Below are 16219 nucleotides of genomic sequence, written 5' to 3' on the forward strand. Positions count from 1 at the left end.
TTCTGAGGGGAGCTACGCCACCTCTGGTGGCACGGCGGTGTTGCGTATGTCGTGCAAGGTATCGATGATGACCTCCACGTCAGATTGAGGGAAAACCATATCCGGTCCTATTGGTGCATGGTCGGTATATGGAGGCTCGAACAGGCGCTCTGGGTCCATCACACCGTTGCGCGTCAGCTCGTCAACGATGAGATTGACGAAACGGACCTGATCGACGGTAAACCTGGTCTCATCCAGATAGTCCTTGAATGCTTCAGCGGCAGCGGCCCGGTCGAGTCCGACGAGACCGCGGATGAAGATCCCGAGGCCCCCGCCTTGCTCATTCGCCCAAACGATGTCGATAGGTCCGGCACCGGCTTCGACGAGCATGCCTTCGAGCTCCGAGAGATCGTCCGGAGTGAGTTGCTTATTTCTGCGGAGCCGCTGCAGCGCAAGATGTTCCAAGTGCTGGCGAAGATACGCTTCTGCCTTGGACTGGAAGCGTACGAAGTCAGTGCCTGGGGTGATGCGCGGGAAATCGACTTCTACACCGTCCCCCAAGAGGTCTTCGAAATCTGTGTATACGGGACTCCGCTGGGTCTTCTCGATAAAGCGCACCAAGGCACGAACCCGCTGTCGTGTAAGTTCGAGCATCGGTAGTGTCACGTCGAACCACCACTCATCGCCAGCTATTGATTCCAGCAGAACGCTCTGCTCCGCCACAGACGGGATTGCTAGCTTGCTGAGCAAGGATGTCGCAATATGCTGGACGGTTTCTCGGATCCGTTCGGCGAGTATCGCGTCCCCATCGAGTTGTGCCAGCTGTCGACGAAGAATCAGCAAGTCGAATCGTTTGGCGTCCTCGTCGTCATCGCGGACTGAGGTGGGTAGCCCGGCGATGGGCAGCAGCCGCTCGGCTTTTGCGGGCGTGAGTTGCTTCCACGCATCCTTCTCGGCGAATTCCTCGACTGCCGCACGGTGGGGACGTACGACGAAATTGTCGAGGTTCATCCCCTCGACGATTGAATGTAGCGTAGCTGCGGTCGAGGTGCGTAACTCTGGCTCAGCGTCGCCCAGTGCGGTCACGAGCCCGAGACGGGCCTCAAACAATCGCTGTGAGAGCGATTTTTGGATCTGGCCTTGCGAGCCGGGAAGGTCTTGGCCGAAGTACTCGAGATTGCCGCAGAAATCGAAGACGAGAAAGTCTTGTTTATCTTCTCCTGGTCCAAAGAGGTCGGGTCTCAATCGTGTGCCGCGGCCGATCATCTGCCAGAATTTCGACTTGGATCGCACCATCTTGAAGAACACGAGGTTCACAACCTCGGGCACATCAATTCCGGTGTCGAGCATATCGACGCTGATCGCAATATGCGGCGCCTTGTCCGGAACCGAGAAGTCGTCGATGAGACTTTGCGCGTACGGGGTGCCGTGCGTGATGACACGGGCGAAATGGCCCGCATACTCCGGATAGGCGAGGTCGAAGCGACGCTGGATGAATTCGGCATGCTTCTGATTTTTCGCGAAGATGATGGTCTTACCCAAACGGTCGCTGCCGGCCACCTTGTAGCCGCGTACCATCAGCGTCTCGAGGACCTTATCGACGGTGTCTTCGTTGAATAGGAATCGATTGATCTCTTCGGCCCCGACCTCGTCGGGCGGGCCGTTATCTCCCCAGTCAAGGGAATCCCATTGTTCCTTCTCTTCCTCACTCAGGTCGGCATACTGAATTCCTGCGCGCAAGAAGCCACCGTCAAAGCTCACGCCACGCGGAGGCACGAGATACCCCTCGTCCACGGCTTCATCGAGCGAGTAATTGTCGGTGGGGACACCATCCTCAAGGTGAAACAGTCGATAGGTATTGTGGTCGACTTCGTCCTTCGGGGTGGCAGTCAGGCCGACCAGCATGGCGTCAAAGTAGTCGAAAATTGCGCCGTACTTGGCGTAGATGGAGCGATGCGCCTCATCAATCACGATGAGGTCGAAGTATCCTGGTCCGAAGCGCCGCAGTTTGTTGTCGACCTCGTTGATGAGATTCATCATGGTCGGATAGGTCGAGACGTAGACGCGCCCGTCGACGGCCTTCTCGGTGACAAGGTTGACGGTAGTCGACCCAGGTAAGTGGGCTTTGAAGGCGTTCGCAGCCTGTTTCACGAGCGCGGTACGGTCGGCAAGAAACAGCACTCGTTTGACCCAGTTGGCTTTCTGCAACAGATCGACCAGAGCGATCGTGGTGCGGGTCTTCCCGGAGCCTGTGGCCATCACCAGGAGTGCTTCGCGCTGATGACGATCGAAGGCATCGCTAACGGCTTTGATCGCCCGCACCTGGTACGGACGCCCTGCGATATCAGTGTTCACAGGCTGGGGCGACAGCGGTTGCTTTGTGCGTCGGCGTTGGATGAGTAATTCCAACTCGTCACGTGTGTAGAAGCCTTGAACCTCGCGCGGCGGGTAGCCCCCCGCGTCGTCCCAGATGCGGTGGACGTAGCCGTTGGTGTAGAAGATCACTGGTCGGCGTCCGAACTCGCGCTCCAGGCAGTCGGCATAGAGCTTCGCCTGTTGCTGCCCGACGTCCGGCGACATTGCCGTGCGCTTCGCTTCGATCACCGCAAGCGGCAGACCATCGGCACCCCACAACACATAGTCGACAAAGCCACGCCCCTCAGCGGTGGGCATACCTTGGACTTCGTATTCGCGATCGCGGTCTTGGTCCAAGGGCCAGCCGGCCTCGCGCAGGAGAACGTCGATGAACTGATCGCGCGCGGCGGCTTCGTCGTAGTCCCGGGTGTCTGGCGCGACGGACGCCTGGGCCTTAGCGATTTTCGCCTGAAGTTCGGCGATTTCGGCCTCGTGTGCCGCGAGCCGCTCATCCCTCTTGGCGAGCACACGGGCGTGCTCCTCATCTTGCTCGCGGAATTTTTCCGCAAGTTGGGAAATCTCCTCGCGTGAGAGCGGGGCTGAACGGGCGGCTAGAGCTGGGTCGAACCGCGCCTGGAGGGGCACCACATCAGGTCGAGGAGAGTAGTGGTAGGACGCCCAGACGATGACGTTGAACAGCTCTCGCAACACTGCAAGTGACGTTTCTTGGCTGATCTGCCGAGTGTCGTGGACGGCCGTGTTTGCCATGCGCCTGATTGCCGTGAGCTTTTGTCCGATGGCTGGTGGCACGTGTGTTTTGAACGAGGCGTCACTGATCTTCGCGGCAAGGTCACTTCGGTACGGCTCCCGTAGCGACAGCACGTCGTAGAGGTAGTCGACTAGGAGCTCGACAGCGCGGCGACTGTAGAAGCACGCCGAGCGCGGATCGGACGCGAGATAGGACTCCGCCCGGGCAGCGTCGGTGAACAGCTGTGGGATCGTCTCTCGCAGGAAGGCGAAGTTGCTCATGTATCCACCCCAGGGATGACGGTGTCGATGAGATATGTGCGCAGCGCGGGCACGTCGCTCACGATCGTGCGCCATACGCGGTGTTGGTTGAGGTCGTCGTATTGGTGGGCGGCAAAGTTGCGCATGTCGATGATTGCTCGCCATGGCTGGGCGGGGAAGCGCTCACGCACGGGAAGAGGGATCTTCGATACGGCTTCGCCGATGCGGATGAGCCCCATCTGGGCGGCCCACTGAGTTTGGACGTTCGCAAGGAATTTCTCCTCGCCTGCGGAGACGATGTCGCTAATCACGTCGCACACTGCAACCACGCGTGTTGCCGCATCCTGCGTTTTCGCCGCCTCCGAGGTCATATGGCGACGGCTTCCTTGAGTATCCGCTCGCGCATCTCCCCACGAAGTGAATCGACGTCCACCACATCGACGTCGATGTGCAGTAGATCAACCAGGTCGAGCCGGAGTCCGATGATGTCGAGCAGGCTGGCATCCGGCGTGAAGTCGACGAGTAGGTCGAGGTCGGAGCCTGCGGTATTGTCACCGCGTGCCACTGATCCGAAGATGCGGGGCGCGGCGGCACGGTGCTCGGAAACGAGGCGGTGGATGTCGGCGCGGTGCTGGTCAATTCGGTGCATTGGTGGCGCGTTGAGAGCGTGGCGCAGTCGTTCTAGCACCTCGGGGCTGGGCTCGCGGCGGCCGTTCTCGTAGGCGGATATATTCGGTTGCGAAACCTTTGCGGCGCGTGCCAGCTGCGACTGGCTCATGCCTGCCGCAAGTCGCTCAGCCCGAATATCCATATCTCTACTGTAGTGCAAGGGTTATCGCGGGCGATATAAGTGGCTACCTGAATGGCTTGGTTTAGAGATCTCCCCGAAATGCCCGGGACTGAAGTGAGGCGAAGAGGTCATCGTCGGCGGTGAGTGCATGAAGGGTGGCCTGTCGTAAACCTATAAGTACTTGCATGCGTTGAGCGTAAATGCGTTGGGTTTTTCGGGGTGGCACAAGGACTTCTATCGAGGCGAATGCTGATTTGTTGACGAGACCTTTCATCCCTCCGGTCGACCTACCACGGACTAGCTCAGGGAATGTTTTTAGCTGACCGAGCAGGAACATGGCGTCGATGGAATCAGAAGGGAGTATCGCATTGATCTGCTGATTAAAAGCGACAGGGCGATCGACAATGGAGGCCTTACCGATACTTAAAGCACTGCCTGCAATACAGGTGACGAGGATGGAGCCAGCCGGGGCGATTCGAGCGCGTCTCATTCCGGTCTCGGAGAGCCCTTCGATTGCACGCGTCGCGATGACATTGCCGAGATTGTCAGACTTAATCCATTCGATCGCATTGCCGAAATTCTCGGCGGAAGCGCGGGATGGTGAGTTGCCAGTCTCCACAGTCGCGAGCGAGCCGATCGACTCCTTCGGGAAATGGCGTTCGTTTGAAAAAGGGTGACCGAACATGTCGTGGAAGATCGACTGGGTGAGCGAGTCGAGGTGGGCGAGAACCTGGCGGCGCTTGGTGCGGATCGCGTCGGCTCGGTCAAGGAGCGCCGCGATCCGTTGCTGCTCGGGGATCGAGGGGAGGGGAATGGGGAGATTTCCGAGCGCGCTTAGTGAAATCGATTTGCGCCGGTGGATAGCGCCTTTGCCTAGCTGAGGGTAATGCGCGAGTGCCCGGGGGCTCTTGAGGAACCGGATCAGGTAGTTAGAGTCCACGCGAGATCCGTCAGCGCTGAACACCGTATACATCGGACTTATGAGTCCACGTTCGGGTGCAATGCCGATGGATCCTTCGTCGAGATGGATGGTGGCATAAGCAAAGTCCCCGGGCTCGACAAGCTTGTATCCGGTGACTTCGCGACTGAATACCTGCTTCTTGAAGTACTCCAAACTCGGTACGAATCCCGAGTGCTTGGTCACTGAGTAAACGGGGAAGTTGGTGTCGGCGCCCGCCTTTCGTCCCGCCGGACGAATTAGATCGCCGAGGACAACTGTTTTCACGAGAGCATCGCCTTCAGCTCGTCGAGGTGGGCAGCGATTTCGGCATCCAACTTCTCGATGTCGGCGATGATGTCGAGCGGGGCGGGATGTTCGACTTCTTCGTAGACGACTTCTTTGTACCTGTTGATAGTGAGGTCATACCCCTGCGCGACGATGTCCGTCTTGGGCACGAAGAACGACTGGTCGGTGCGGGCGCGATCCTTTTCTGCATCTCGCGCTTGCCAGCGAGCCAGCACATCCGGCAGATCGTTTGCTTCAACGGGGCTGCGTTTGTCGTCCAGAGAGAACCCATCGGCACGCACATCGTAGAACCAGACGTTATCCGTGCCGCCATCGTTCGTTTTGGTGAAAAAGAGGATGGCGGTCGAGACACCGGCGTAGGGGCGGAAGACGCCAGAGGGAAGCTTGACGACGGCATCCAGCTTTTGGTCTTCAACGAGCGTCTTGCGCAGCTTCTTGTGAGCTGAGCTCAAGCCGAACAGTACTCCATCGGGAACGATGACCGCAGCGCGACCGCCAGTCTTGAGGAGTTTCAAGAACAAGGCAAGGAACAGCAGCTCGGTCTTCTTCGTTTTGACCGTATTCTGCAAATCCTTCGCGGTTGACTCGTAGTCCAGAGACCCAGCGAAAGGCGGATTGGCGAGGATGAGCGTGTACTTCTCGGTATCGCCAGCGGCACCCTCAGAAAGTGAGTCACGGTAGCGAATATCCGGGGCTTCGATACCGTGCATGAGCATGTTCATGCTGCCGATGCGGAGCATGGTCGAGTCGAAGTCATAGCCGTGGAACATCGAATGGTGGAAATGGCGCCGTTGTGTGGCATCCAGCAGCGCATCATTGTGAGTCTCGCGGACGTACTCGCTCGCCGAGACAAGGAATCCAGCGGTGCCGCAGGCGGGGTCGCAGATCTCATCGACCGCTGTCGGCGCGGTCATCTGGACCATGAGGTCGATGATGTGGCGCGGGGTGCGGAACTGTCCGTTCACGCCAGCCGAGGCGATTTTCGACAGCAGATATTCGTAAAGGTCGCCGTTAGTGTCGCGGTCGGTCATCGGGATGCCGTCGAGCATGTCGACGACCTTCGACAGCAAGGACGGGGTGGGGATGGTGAAGCGAGCATCTTTCATGTGCTGGCTGTAGGTGGTGCCATCGCCCATTCCACGCAGGAACGGAAAGACCTCGTCACCGATGATCTTGAACATCACCTCGGGGGAGGTGTTCTTGAAGTGGCTCCACCGAAGATCCGTCTGGCCTGCCAAAAACACTGGATTCTCGATCGGCTTGCCGGTGACCCGTGCCTTATTCTCGGCGAGGGTCTGGATCTCGTCCAGTCGGCGGATGAACAGCAGGTAGGTGATCTGCTCGATGACTTCCAGCGGATTGCTGATGCCTCCCGACCAGAAGGCATCCCACACGCGGTCGATCTTGGATTTCAGTTCCCCGGTGATCACTGTGTAGCTCCATCCGACAAGAGGAGAGCGAATCGTGTCGGGAGAGAGCTCATCGGTGGGTCCTTTGGGGTGCTGCTGAAACGGGTGACGCGCGTGGGGAGCGCATTTTCATCAGGTTATCAGCGGAACTTTCTCCATCTGCTGGGCCATGCGGTGGGTCTTCCACCAGCCATCGGCGATGTCCCAGCAGCTGGTGCCCACGACGCCGAATCCGAAGATGACGGCGAGGATGTGCAGTGTGTCCTGGCTGACCCCGTTGCTCAGCGCCAGCTCGATCAGCTCGGTGCTGAACAGGTCTCCGCGCCCCAACAGCGTCATCGCCCAGCTGAGGAACAGAATGGCCAGGGCGGTATTGGCGATGGCGAGAGCGGTGCTCCAGCGACGTCGTCGATACAGCACGATGGCGAACACCGCTTCAAACACCAGCAGTCCGAGCAGGCCGATCATCCACCACGGCCACAACTGCGGGGCGAGAATCGGAACCGATTCCCCGTCTACGTGGATGAAGCCACGCAGCTGATCCCAGGCCACCGCGCCCAGGGCGAGCCCGAGGAAGACCAGTGTGGCGATCAGATCGGACCGGCCGGTGCCGGTCTCCTGCCAATCCGGCAGCTGGTCAACGTCCCAGGTGGTGCCCGCATCGGCGCCGGTACGTTCGAGGATCACGAACACCAGGGTGACCCAGAAGCACACGTGCACCACAGAAGCCAGCCCCACGCCCAGTGCCTGGCCGATCACCTCACCGGGGGAGGAGTTGGCCAGTACTTGGGCGAAGGCGACCCCGCCGAAGGCACAGATCGGGACGATGATGAGCAACAGTTTCAGCAGTCGGCGCCACGCGATGAAATAGCGGGGGCCAATGAGGTGCAGAGGCTGATTGGAGTACCCGGCGGCGAGGACGGCCGGGTCACCCAGGGCAGCGAGGACGGCGCGCTCGGCTTCTTCCGGGGTTTCTCCGGCCTCAATACGGGCGTCGACGTCGTCGAGAATGGAGGCTTCCAGCTCGGTGCGGACGTCCTCCTGGACTGAGGCGGGCAGTGATTTCACGGTGGCCGCGATGTAGCGGTCGGTCAGGGTGGCGCTCATGACGATGCTCCAGATGTTTCAGGGGAGCCCTCGGGGGTGAGTGAGGTGAGGGATGTGGTGAGTGCGAGCCAGTCGCTGTGCAGGGTGTCGGCCAGGCGGAGGCCCTTTTCGGAGGTGCGGTAGAACTTGCGGGGTCGGGATTCTTCGGTGTTCCACTCGCTAGTGAGGTGCCCTTGTTTCTCGAGGCGGCGCAGCAGAGGGTAGAGCGTGTTCGCATCCGTGGTGAAGCCGTGGTGTTCGAGTTGCTGCAGCAGGCCGTAGCCGTAGCCGGGGGTGCGCAACAGTTGCAGGCAGGCCAGCACGATGGTGCCGCGGCGCAACTCCTGCAGATGAGGATCGAACTCTTCGCTCATGACTGACACGATACTGTGCGGCACACACTATCGTCAATCGTGCAGTATCTCGTGGAGGGTGGGATCAGGCGGGACTGCTATACCTAGGGATGTGGTGATCGAGATTTGGGAGCGGGCGACGAGTGCGCAACCGCCGCTGAGCTGGTTACTGGTGCTGGCACTCGGCGTGGGTGCGCTGGTAGTGACGTGGACGCCGCTGGGATACCGGATGGTGCGGCAGGTGGGCACACTGATCCACGAGGCCGGGCACGCCCTGGTCGCGGTGCTGGTGGGACGCCGACTCAGCGGGATCCGGTTGAATTCCGACACCTCCGGGGTGACGGTGAGTCGGGGGCGACGGAGTGGGCCCGGCATGGTGGCGACCCTGCTGGCGGGCTATCCGGCGCCGGCGCTACTGGGCCTGGGTGGCGCGTGGTTGGTGAGTCTCGGTTACGCCGCCGGCTGGCTGTGGCTGCTGGTGCTGCTGTGTGCGGTCATGCTGGTGCTGATCCGGAACCTGTACGGGCTGTGGGTGGTGCTGGCCACCGGGGTGGCGGTTGCGGCGGTGTCGTGGCTGGCCCCTGGGCCGGTGTTGACCGGGATGGCGTACCTGTTGGTGTGGTCGCTGCTGTTGATCGCGCCCCGAGCCGTGGTGGACCTGCAGCGGGCGCGACGTCGTGTCGTGTCGGGGCGGGGTAGCGCGCGCGGCGCCACGGACGCCGACCAGCTGGCCGCCCTCACCCGGATCCCCGCCGTCGCGTGGGTTGCGGTGTTTTGGTTGGTCTGTGCTGGGTGCCTCGTGGCTGGTGGGTGGCTGATGCTCGATGCGGCTACCGGGTCATTTCCGTGGTGATGGCCTCGTCGATGGCGTTCATGAAAGCGATGAGCTCGTCGTTGCTGATGATGAATGGCGGGCTAATCTGCAGGGTGTTGCCGCGCAGCGGCCGGGAGATGAACCCGAGCTCGATGATCTCGTCCGCCACTCGTTCTGCGGAGAGGTTTTCATTCAGGGTGACGCCGCCGAGCAGGCCCGCCACACGCACGTCCTGTACCGCGGAGTTTCGCTCGGCCAGGGCGGAGAGCTGTTGGTCGAGCACCGTTTCTAGTTCGCGGACGCGCGGGATCAGCTGCTCGCGCTCCAGCAGGTCCAGGTGCGCCAGGGCGACGGCAGCGGCGGTGGCGTGACCGCCGTAGGTGGAGCCATGCCGGAAGACCGGGGTGTCCGGTGAGTCCCGGTAGAAGGGCTCCCACAGCCGGGGGCTGATCAGAATGCCGCCCAGGGGCGCGTAGCCGGAAGTGACCCCCTTGGCGAACGTCACGATGTCGGGGTCGACCTGGTAGCGCTCGGCCGCGAACATGGTGCCGGTGCGGCCGAACCCGGTGATCACCTCGTCCAGGATGATCAGGATGTCGTTCTCACGGGCCAGCCGTTGCAGTTTGTCGAGGTAACCCGGCGCGGGAGGATTCACCCCGCCGGTGCCCTGGACGGGCTCGGTGACGATGGCGGCGATGGTGTCGGCGCCGATCTCGTGGATGATGCGCTCCAGGGCGTCGGCGTCGTGCACGGGAACCCGCGCGGTTTCCGGGACGAGCGACTCGGTGCCGTAGCCTTCACGGTTGAACTCCAGGCCCGCGATCGAGGTGCCATAGGCGTGCAGGCCGTGATAGGCGAATTCGCGGCTGAGAATGAGCTGCTTGCTGGGTCGACCCTCGCGCTGCCAATGCCGGCGCGCCAGCTTGCAGGCGACGTCGATGGCGTCGGACCCTCCGGAATTCAGGATCACCTTGGAGCGCTCGATGGGCGAGATGCTGGCCAGGCGCTCACCCAGGGCCTGGGCCTGATCGTTCGTGAAGCGGGCGAAGGTGTGATAAGTCTCCAGCCGTTGCATCTGGGAGTATGCAGCCTGGGCCAACTCCGGATGGGAATGCCCCACATTGGCGTGCCAGAGCCCGGCGGTTCCGTCGAAAAGACGGCGCCCGTCGGTGGTGTGAATGTAGGAACCCTCGCCGCGCTCGATGACGAGCTGACGTCCCAGCACGCTGGGGGTATGCGCCTGGGCCGGCCAGAGGGCGGGTCCGTCGACGAGGGGGGCGGTGGCGGTGGTCGGGGGGTGCAGGTCGGTGTTGCTCATCTGCTGGACCTCTCTTCGACGTGGATGACGACGCTTCTTCAGAAACGCACGGATCTGAGTGCCATTGTTTCCAGGCTAGGAGCTAGCACCGGTTAAAGAAAGTGGCGGGGAACACGCGGGTGAACATCGGGCGGTGCATCTTTTCGTCGAGGGTGGTTGCATACTAGGCTGACCGCAAAGCTCGACGGCGCGACCCGGAAGCCGAGGCGATCTCATGCTCCTGACGCAACCCGACCTCCAACTCGATCCGCTGTGGGCGCTGACGGCCGAATGTGCCGCCGACCTGCGTTTGAACCGGCTGAACCTGGTGATCGGCGTGTACCGGGATGAGCACGGGGTGTGCCCCGTGCCGCAGGCGGTGCAGGAGGCGGAGCTGCGGCTGGCCTCGATCGCCGCGACCAAGGAGTACACGAGCCCGTCGGGCAATATCGAGTTCAATGCCGGGATCACCGACCTGGTACTGGGCGACAGCGACCTGACCCAGCGGGCGCGCTCGCTGCAGGCGGTCGGCGGGACGGGGGCGCTGCGGCTGTTGGCCGAGCTGTTGGCGATCACCGGCCCGGAGCGCACGGTGCACCTGGGGGTTCCCGCGTACGTGAACCATGTGCCGGTGCTGCAGGCGGCCGGGCTGCGGATCCAGGAGTACGCCATCGAGAATCAGGGGTATCTGAACGTCGACGCCGTCGTCGAGGCGGTGCGGGGCGCGCGGGCCGGGGACGTGTTGCTGTTGCAGGGTGCCTGCCACAATCCGACCGGGCTGACCATGCCCGTGTCGGTGTGGGAGCAGTTGGGACACGAGATGAACCGGGCCGGGGTGATCCCGCTGATCGACCACGCCTATTTCGGGCTGGGCGACGGACTGGAGGAGGACCTGGCCGGGATGCGGCGGATGCTGGAGATCGTGCCGGAGGGACTCGTGGCGGTGAGCGCGTCGAAGGTGTGGGGGCTGTATAGCGAACGCACCGGCTGCGCCGTCGCCGTGATGTCGAACCCGGAGCGCGGTACGTACGTGCACGGGGTGCTCGAGGTGATCGCTCGGGCGGCGTACTCGCAGGCACCTTCGCACGGTGCCCGGGTGGTGGCGGAGGTGCTCGGCGACGACGGGTTGCGCGCGCAGTGGCGTGCCGAGCTGGACCAGATGCGGGAGCGGATCACAGGATTGCGCGAAGGGCTGGTGCGGGGGTTGACGGCGGCCTCGGACGCGCCAGAATGGCCGGCGCTGGCGGATCAGCGGGGGATGTTTTTGCGGTTGCCGCTGAGCCCGGAGCAGATGGCCCGGCTGCGCATCGACCACGCGGTGTATGGCGTGCCTTCTGGGCGGATCAACCTGGCGGGGGTGCCCACCGCGGCGGTGGACCGGCTGGCGAACGCGATCCTCGAGGTGCATGATCGGGTGCGCGATGCTGGTTGATGTGATCCTGCGCGATGCCCGGGTGGTTACGGGTGCTGGTCCGGGCACTGATTCGCCCGCAGAGGTGGACCGTATGGCGGTGCTGAACGGGCGCGTGGTGGCGATCGGCGACGACGCCGCAGGGCTGACCGCGCGCGAGGTGGTGTCGCTGGGCGGACGCACGGTGTTGCCGGGGTTCAACGACGCGCACGCGCACTCGGTCTGGTACGGGATGACCCTGATCGAGGCGGACCTATCGGCGGTGCGCAGCCTCGAGGACGTGTACCGGGTGGTGCGCTCGCGGGCGGCAGAGACGGAGCCCGGGGACTGGGTGATCGCCTCGGGGTTCAACCCGGTCCTGATCGGCGGGGCCGTGCCCGATGCCGACGCCTTGGACAAGGCCTCAGACGGGCGGCCGGTGTGGATCAAGCACGCCTCCGGACACTCCTGCCAGCTCAGCGGGCTTGGCATGCAGCGAGCCGGGGTGGGGGCGCACCTGGGCCGGGAGATCGACGGCGGGAGGATCGTGGTGGATGAGACCGGGCGTGCCACGGGGGTGCTGGAAGAGCGCGCCATGAAACTCATCCAGGACCTGCTGTTGCCCAGTTCGATCGACACCATCGCTCGCGCCCTGGACCTGGCCACCGCCCAGTACGCGCGTGAGGGGCTGACCAGCGTGACCGACGCCGGGGTGGCCGGCGGGTGGATCGGCCACGCACCCGGTGAGCTCGCCGGCTATCAGGCGGCGCGTGAAGCCGGCACCCTGCGCACCCGGATGCAGGTGATGCCGGTCATCGATGTGCTGCAGAGCCTGAGCGGGCACGACGACGAACCGGAGCGGCGGGGGCTCAGCGGCGGGCTGCGCACCGGCTGGGGTGACGATGCACTGCAGTTGGGACCGGTCAAAGTGTTCACCGACGGGTCGATTCTTGGGCGCACGGCGCAGGTGACCGAACACTATGACGCCTGCCCCGGTCAACACGGCTACCTGCAGGAGGATCCGGAGGTGATGCGGGCCCGCGTGCTTGCCGCCTACGCCGCCGGCTGGTCTGTAGCCCTGCACGCCGTCGGGGATGCCGCTCTGGATCTGGCGCTGGACATCATCGAGGAGGCGCGCCGTCGTGATGGGGCGCGGAGTGTGCCGAACCGGGTGGAGCACGGGATTGTGGTGCGGCCCGACCAGATTGATCGGATGGCGCGGCTCGACGTCGCCTGCGTCATGCAGTCCAGTTTCATCAGCACGTTCGGAGAGGGCATCCGCGCCGCGGTGGGCCCGGAACGCACCGAATGGGCGCAACCGGCGCGCAGCGTGCTCGAATCGGGCATGCCGCTGGCGCTCAGTTCAGATCGGCCGGTCACCGCCGGGGCGCCGTTGCGAGGCATCCAGTCGTTCGTCGAGCGTCTCACTGAAGCCGGTCGGGAGTACGGGCACCGGCAGCGGATCACGGTTCAGGAGGCCCTTGCCGCAGCGACGGTAGGGTCGGCGCAGGTCACCGGGCAGCGTCACAAGGGCCGGCTAGTGCCTGGCCAGCTCGCGGATGTGGTGGTGCTGCGGGAGCATCCGGTCGACGTCGACGTCAGCGAGATTCACGCGATTCCGGTGGACGCGACCATGGTGGGCGGCCGATTCACGCACCGCAGCCCGGAGGTGTGAAGAGTATCCGGGAGCGACCAGGACTCGAGCAAAGGGAGGCACGATGAGCACAGGATCGGATGAGAGGCGCGTGGTGCTGGTGACCGGCGGATCCTCCGGGATCGGGCTGACCATCGCCCAGCGGCTCGCGGCCGACGGGTTCCAGGTGGTGGTGACCAGCCGCACGGCTGGTTCGGGACACGACGAGGGATTGGGGCAGCCGGAGTCTGAACCGGTGCTCCCGATCGCCGCCGACCTGACCGCGCCCGGCGAACCGGCGCGGGTGGTGGGCGAGGTGCTGGAGCGGTTCGGTCGGCTCGACGTGCTGGTCAATAACGCGGGGCGTCGGCACGCGGGTCTGATCGCCGATACTCCGGTGTCCGAGATTTCTGAGGTGTTCGCCATCAACACGTTCGCGGCGATGGCGATGACCTCCGCCGCGGTCGAGCCGCTCTCGGTACGGGGCGGTGCCGTCATCAACGTGCTTTCCCGCCTGGCGAGCGTGGGCGTGGCCACCCTGACCACCTACACCGCCTCGAAGGGTGCGCTGCTGGCCTACACGCGCGGTGCGGCGGTGGAGCTGGCCCCGCACGGGATCCGGGTCAACGCGGTGGCCCCCGGCATGACCAAGACGCCGCTGATCGAGGATTGGCTCTCCGACCAGGACGACCCTGAGGGCGCGTTGGCGGCGGTGGTCTCCCAGATTCCGCTGGGTCGGCTGGGCACCACCGCTGACACCGCGGCGGCCGTGGCGTATCTGGCGTCGGAAGAAGCGAGCTACCTCACCGGGGTGTCGATTCCCGTGGACGGCGGATACACCGCGCAGTGACGGCCTCTTCGATGGGTGGGCGTCGCGCGTCTAGGCTGAAGGCTATGTCTGATTCTGCTGTTCCCGCTGATTCTGTTGCCGTCCCGGCCGTGCCCACTGTCGACGACGTCCGTTCCGCCGCGGACGTGCTCGACGGCGTCGCCCACCGCACCCCCGTGCTCACCTCGACGCGACTGAATCGGGCGTGGAGCGAGACGGCCGGGCGCGAGGTGCAGGTGTTTTTGAAGGCGGAGAACCTGCAGCGGATCGGCGCGTTCAAGTTCCGCGGCGCCTATAACGCCCTGCACCGACTACCCGCCGGGGACCCGGTGGTGGCCTACTCCTCTGGCAACCACGCGCAGGCGGTGGCGTTGGCTGCCCGCCTGCAGGGGCGCACCGCCACCATCGTGATGCCCGAGGACTCCCCGGCGGCCAAGCTGGAGGCCACGCTCGGCTACGGTGCGGAGGTGGTCCTCTACGACCGCTACACCGAGGATCGGGTGGCGATGGCGGAACAGCTCGCCGCCGGCACCGGGGGGCACATCATCCCGCCGTTTGATCACCCGCACATCGCCGCGGGTCAGGGCACGGCCGCCCTGGAGCTGTTCGAGGACGTCGCGCAGGTGTCCGGTGCTGACCGGGCCACGCTGGACGCGCTGTTGGTGCCCTGCGGCGGGGCCGGACTGCTGGCGGGGTCGCTGCTGGCGGCGGCTGCGGTGGCGCCGGAGTGCGCGGTGTACGGGGTGGAGCCCGAGGCCGGCGACGACGTGAAGCAGTCGCTGGAGCGCGGCGAACGGGTGACGATTCCGGTGCCGCAGACCATCGCCGACGGCGCGCAGACCGCCCAGGTGGGGGCCGTGACGTTCCCGGTGGTGCAAGCCCACGCTGCCGGGATCCTCACCGTTTCGGATGCCGAACTGGTGGGTCAGATGCGGTTCATGGCCACCTACCTGAAAACGGTGGTCGAGCCGACCGGATGCCTGGGCCTGGCTGGAGCCCAGGCGTGGTTGGCTGCTGGGTCTGCGGGCGCTGCTGGGTCTGCCGGAGAGGGTCCGCTGCGCATCGGCGTCGTGCTCTCTGGCGGCAACATCGACCTGGACCGGTTCGCCGAGCTGGTGCGCCCATGAGCCGGACGACTCCAGGGCCTGAGCAACAGGTGCGCAGAATCGGGCGGCGCACCTTCGACTTCTCCCGCCAGATAGCGGTGATGGCGGTGATCAACCGCACCCCCGATTCGTTCTACGACGCCGGAGTCACGTACGAACTGGATCGGGCGGTGACGGCAGGGCTGCGGGCCGCCGAGCAGGGGGCGGACTGGATCGACATCGGCGGCGTGCCGTTCGGGCGCGGGCCAGCAGTATCGGTGCACGAGGAGATCGACCGAGTGGTCCCGGTGGTCGAAGCGGTCGCGGCCGAGTCCGACGTCGTGATCTCCGTGGATACCTACCGCGCCGAGGTGGCTCGGGCGGCGGTGCAGGCCGGGGCCGCCGTCGTGAATGACACCTCCGGACTGGGCGACCCGGAGATGGCCCAGGTGGTGGCGGCATCGGGCGCGCACGTGGTGATCACCCACAGTGTGGGGCCGCCGCGGGAGGAGAAACCGGCGGCGCGGTTCGACGACGTCGTGACCGAGGTGCGGGACTTTCTGGAGGTGCGGATGCGGCGCGCCATCGACGCCGGGGTGCCGGCCGAGCGGATCATCCTCGATCCGGGGCATGACCTGGACAAGAACACGCTGCACTCCCTGGAGCTGACCCGCAGGCTGGACGAGATGGTCGGGCTGGGGGCGCCGGTGTTGGCGGCGGTGTCGAACAAAGACTTCATCGGCGAGGTGCTGGACCGGCCGAAACAGGAGCGCGGGGCCGGGTCTGTGGCAGCGATGGTGGCGTGCGTGCTGGCCGGGGCTCGGATTGTGCGGATGCACGACGTCGTCGCCGCGGTGGATGCCGCCCGGATGACCGAGGCGATTCTGGGGTGGAGGACCCCGGTGCGCCTGGAACACAACACGCACCCCACCCACAATGTGTGAG

At 64.3% G+C, this 16219-nt stretch carries 14 protein-coding genes; 6 read left to right on the forward strand and 8 right to left on the reverse strand.

Features of this window, described 5'->3' with window-relative positions:
* Positions 1–12: 12 nt before the first annotated feature.
* The 7 genes from O1A05_RS04385 to O1A05_RS04415 form a co-directional block, all read right to left on the reverse strand.
* Entirely contained in the window at positions 13–3363 is a 3351-nt protein-coding gene (locus O1A05_RS04385; protein ID WP_270107501.1) for a DEAD/DEAH box helicase family protein, read from the reverse strand.
* Positions 3360–3713 (reverse strand): HepT-like ribonuclease domain-containing protein, encoded by a 354-nt coding sequence (locus O1A05_RS04390; RefSeq protein WP_270106846.1) that lies wholly within the window; start codon positions 3711–3713, stop codon positions 3360–3362. Before O1A05_RS04390 ends, O1A05_RS04385 begins: the two co-directional genes overlap by 4 nt.
* Complete coding sequence (locus O1A05_RS04395; RefSeq protein WP_270106847.1) at positions 3710–4153, reverse strand: helix-turn-helix domain-containing protein; 444 nt, start codon at positions 4151–4153, stop codon at positions 3710–3712. The genes O1A05_RS04390 and O1A05_RS04395 overlap by 4 nt, the downstream gene beginning before the upstream one ends.
* A gap of 61 nt (positions 4154–4214) precedes the next feature.
* Entirely contained in the window at positions 4215–5357 is a 1143-nt protein-coding gene (locus O1A05_RS04400; RefSeq protein WP_270106848.1) for a restriction endonuclease subunit S, read from the reverse strand.
* On the reverse strand, positions 5354–6808 hold the full coding sequence (locus tag O1A05_RS04405) for a type I restriction-modification system subunit M (protein ID WP_270106849.1): 1455 nt from the start codon (positions 6806–6808) through the stop codon (positions 5354–5356). Before O1A05_RS04405 ends, O1A05_RS04400 begins: the two co-directional genes overlap by 4 nt.
* 111 nt (positions 6809–6919) lie before the next feature.
* Positions 6920–7894 (reverse strand): permease prefix domain 1-containing protein, encoded by a 975-nt coding sequence (locus O1A05_RS04410; RefSeq protein ID WP_270106850.1) that lies wholly within the window; start codon positions 7892–7894, stop codon positions 6920–6922.
* Positions 7891–8247 (reverse strand): PadR family transcriptional regulator, encoded by a 357-nt coding sequence (locus tag O1A05_RS04415; protein WP_270106851.1) that lies wholly within the window; start codon positions 8245–8247, stop codon positions 7891–7893. Before O1A05_RS04415 ends, O1A05_RS04410 begins: the two co-directional genes overlap by 4 nt.
* Before the next feature lie 91 nt (positions 8248–8338).
* Between O1A05_RS04415 and O1A05_RS04420 the strand changes: the two genes are divergently transcribed.
* Complete coding sequence (locus O1A05_RS04420) at positions 8339–9079, forward strand: M50 family metallopeptidase (protein ID WP_270106852.1); 741 nt, start codon at positions 8339–8341, stop codon at positions 9077–9079.
* Here O1A05_RS04420 and O1A05_RS04425 read toward each other — a convergent pair.
* Complete coding sequence (locus O1A05_RS04425) at positions 9057–10358, reverse strand: aminotransferase family protein (RefSeq protein WP_270106853.1); 1302 nt, start codon at positions 10356–10358, stop codon at positions 9057–9059. The genes O1A05_RS04420 and O1A05_RS04425 overlap by 23 nt on opposite strands.
* Before the next feature lie 214 nt (positions 10359–10572).
* On the opposite strand from O1A05_RS04425, the gene O1A05_RS04430 reads away from it, so the two are divergent.
* From O1A05_RS04430 to folP, 5 genes are read left to right on the forward strand one after another with little or no spacing between them, the layout of a single operon-like run.
* Positions 10573–11769: an aromatic amino acid transaminase gene (locus O1A05_RS04430; protein WP_270106854.1), complete on the forward strand. Its 1197-nt coding sequence runs from the start codon at positions 10573–10575 to the stop codon at positions 11767–11769.
* The gene (locus O1A05_RS04435; RefSeq protein ID WP_270106855.1) at positions 11759–13402 is read left to right on the forward strand and encodes an amidohydrolase; all 1644 of its coding nucleotides are present in this window, start codon (positions 11759–11761) and stop codon (positions 13400–13402) included. Before O1A05_RS04430 ends, O1A05_RS04435 begins: the two co-directional genes overlap by 11 nt.
* Positions 13403–13445: 43 nt before the next feature.
* On the forward strand, positions 13446–14210 hold the full coding sequence (locus O1A05_RS04440; RefSeq protein ID WP_270106856.1) for an SDR family NAD(P)-dependent oxidoreductase: 765 nt from the start codon (positions 13446–13448) through the stop codon (positions 14208–14210).
* Between the two features lie 44 nt (positions 14211–14254).
* On the forward strand, positions 14255–15316 hold the full coding sequence (locus tag O1A05_RS04445) for a pyridoxal-phosphate dependent enzyme (protein WP_270106857.1): 1062 nt from the start codon (positions 14255–14257) through the stop codon (positions 15314–15316).
* Entirely contained in the window at positions 15313–16218 is a 906-nt protein-coding gene (folP, locus tag O1A05_RS04450) for a dihydropteroate synthase (RefSeq protein WP_270106858.1), read from the forward strand. Before O1A05_RS04445 ends, folP begins: the two co-directional genes overlap by 4 nt.
* The last annotated feature ends 1 nt before the right edge of the window (position 16219 follow it).

This window comes from Citricoccus sp. NR2 (assembly GCF_027594385.1).
GTDB lineage: Bacteria > Actinomycetota > Actinomycetes > Actinomycetales > Micrococcaceae > CmP2.

Coding starts and splice junctions, on each gene's coding strand:
- O1A05_RS04425 (WP_270106853.1), bottom strand. CDS start 10,358: ATGAGCAACACCGACCTGCACCCCCCGACCACCGCCACCGCCCCCCTC.
- O1A05_RS04385 (WP_270107501.1), bottom strand. CDS start 3,363: ATGAGCAACTTCGCCTTCCTGCGAGAGACGATCCCACAGCTGTTCACC.
- O1A05_RS04440 (WP_270106856.1), top strand. CDS start 13,446: ATGAGCACAGGATCGGATGAGAGGCGCGTGGTGCTGGTGACCGGCGGA.
- folP (WP_270106858.1), top strand. CDS start 15,313: ATGAGCCGGACGACTCCAGGGCCTGAGCAACAGGTGCGCAGAATCGGG.
- O1A05_RS04390 (WP_270106846.1), bottom strand. CDS start 3,713: ATGACCTCGGAGGCGGCGAAAACGCAGGATGCGGCAACACGCGTGGTT.
- O1A05_RS04395 (WP_270106847.1), bottom strand. CDS start 4,153: ATGGATATTCGGGCTGAGCGACTTGCGGCAGGCATGAGCCAGTCGCAG.
- O1A05_RS04435 (WP_270106855.1), top strand. CDS start 11,759: ATGCTGGTTGATGTGATCCTGCGCGATGCCCGGGTGGTTACGGGTGCT.
- O1A05_RS04445 (WP_270106857.1), top strand. CDS start 14,255: ATGTCTGATTCTGCTGTTCCCGCTGATTCTGTTGCCGTCCCGGCCGTG.
- O1A05_RS04415 (WP_270106851.1), bottom strand. CDS start 8,247: ATGAGCGAAGAGTTCGATCCTCATCTGCAGGAGTTGCGCCGCGGCACC.
- O1A05_RS04410 (WP_270106850.1), bottom strand. CDS start 7,894: ATGAGCGCCACCCTGACCGACCGCTACATCGCGGCCACCGTGAAATCA.
- O1A05_RS04430 (WP_270106854.1), top strand. CDS start 10,573: ATGCTCCTGACGCAACCCGACCTCCAACTCGATCCGCTGTGGGCGCTG.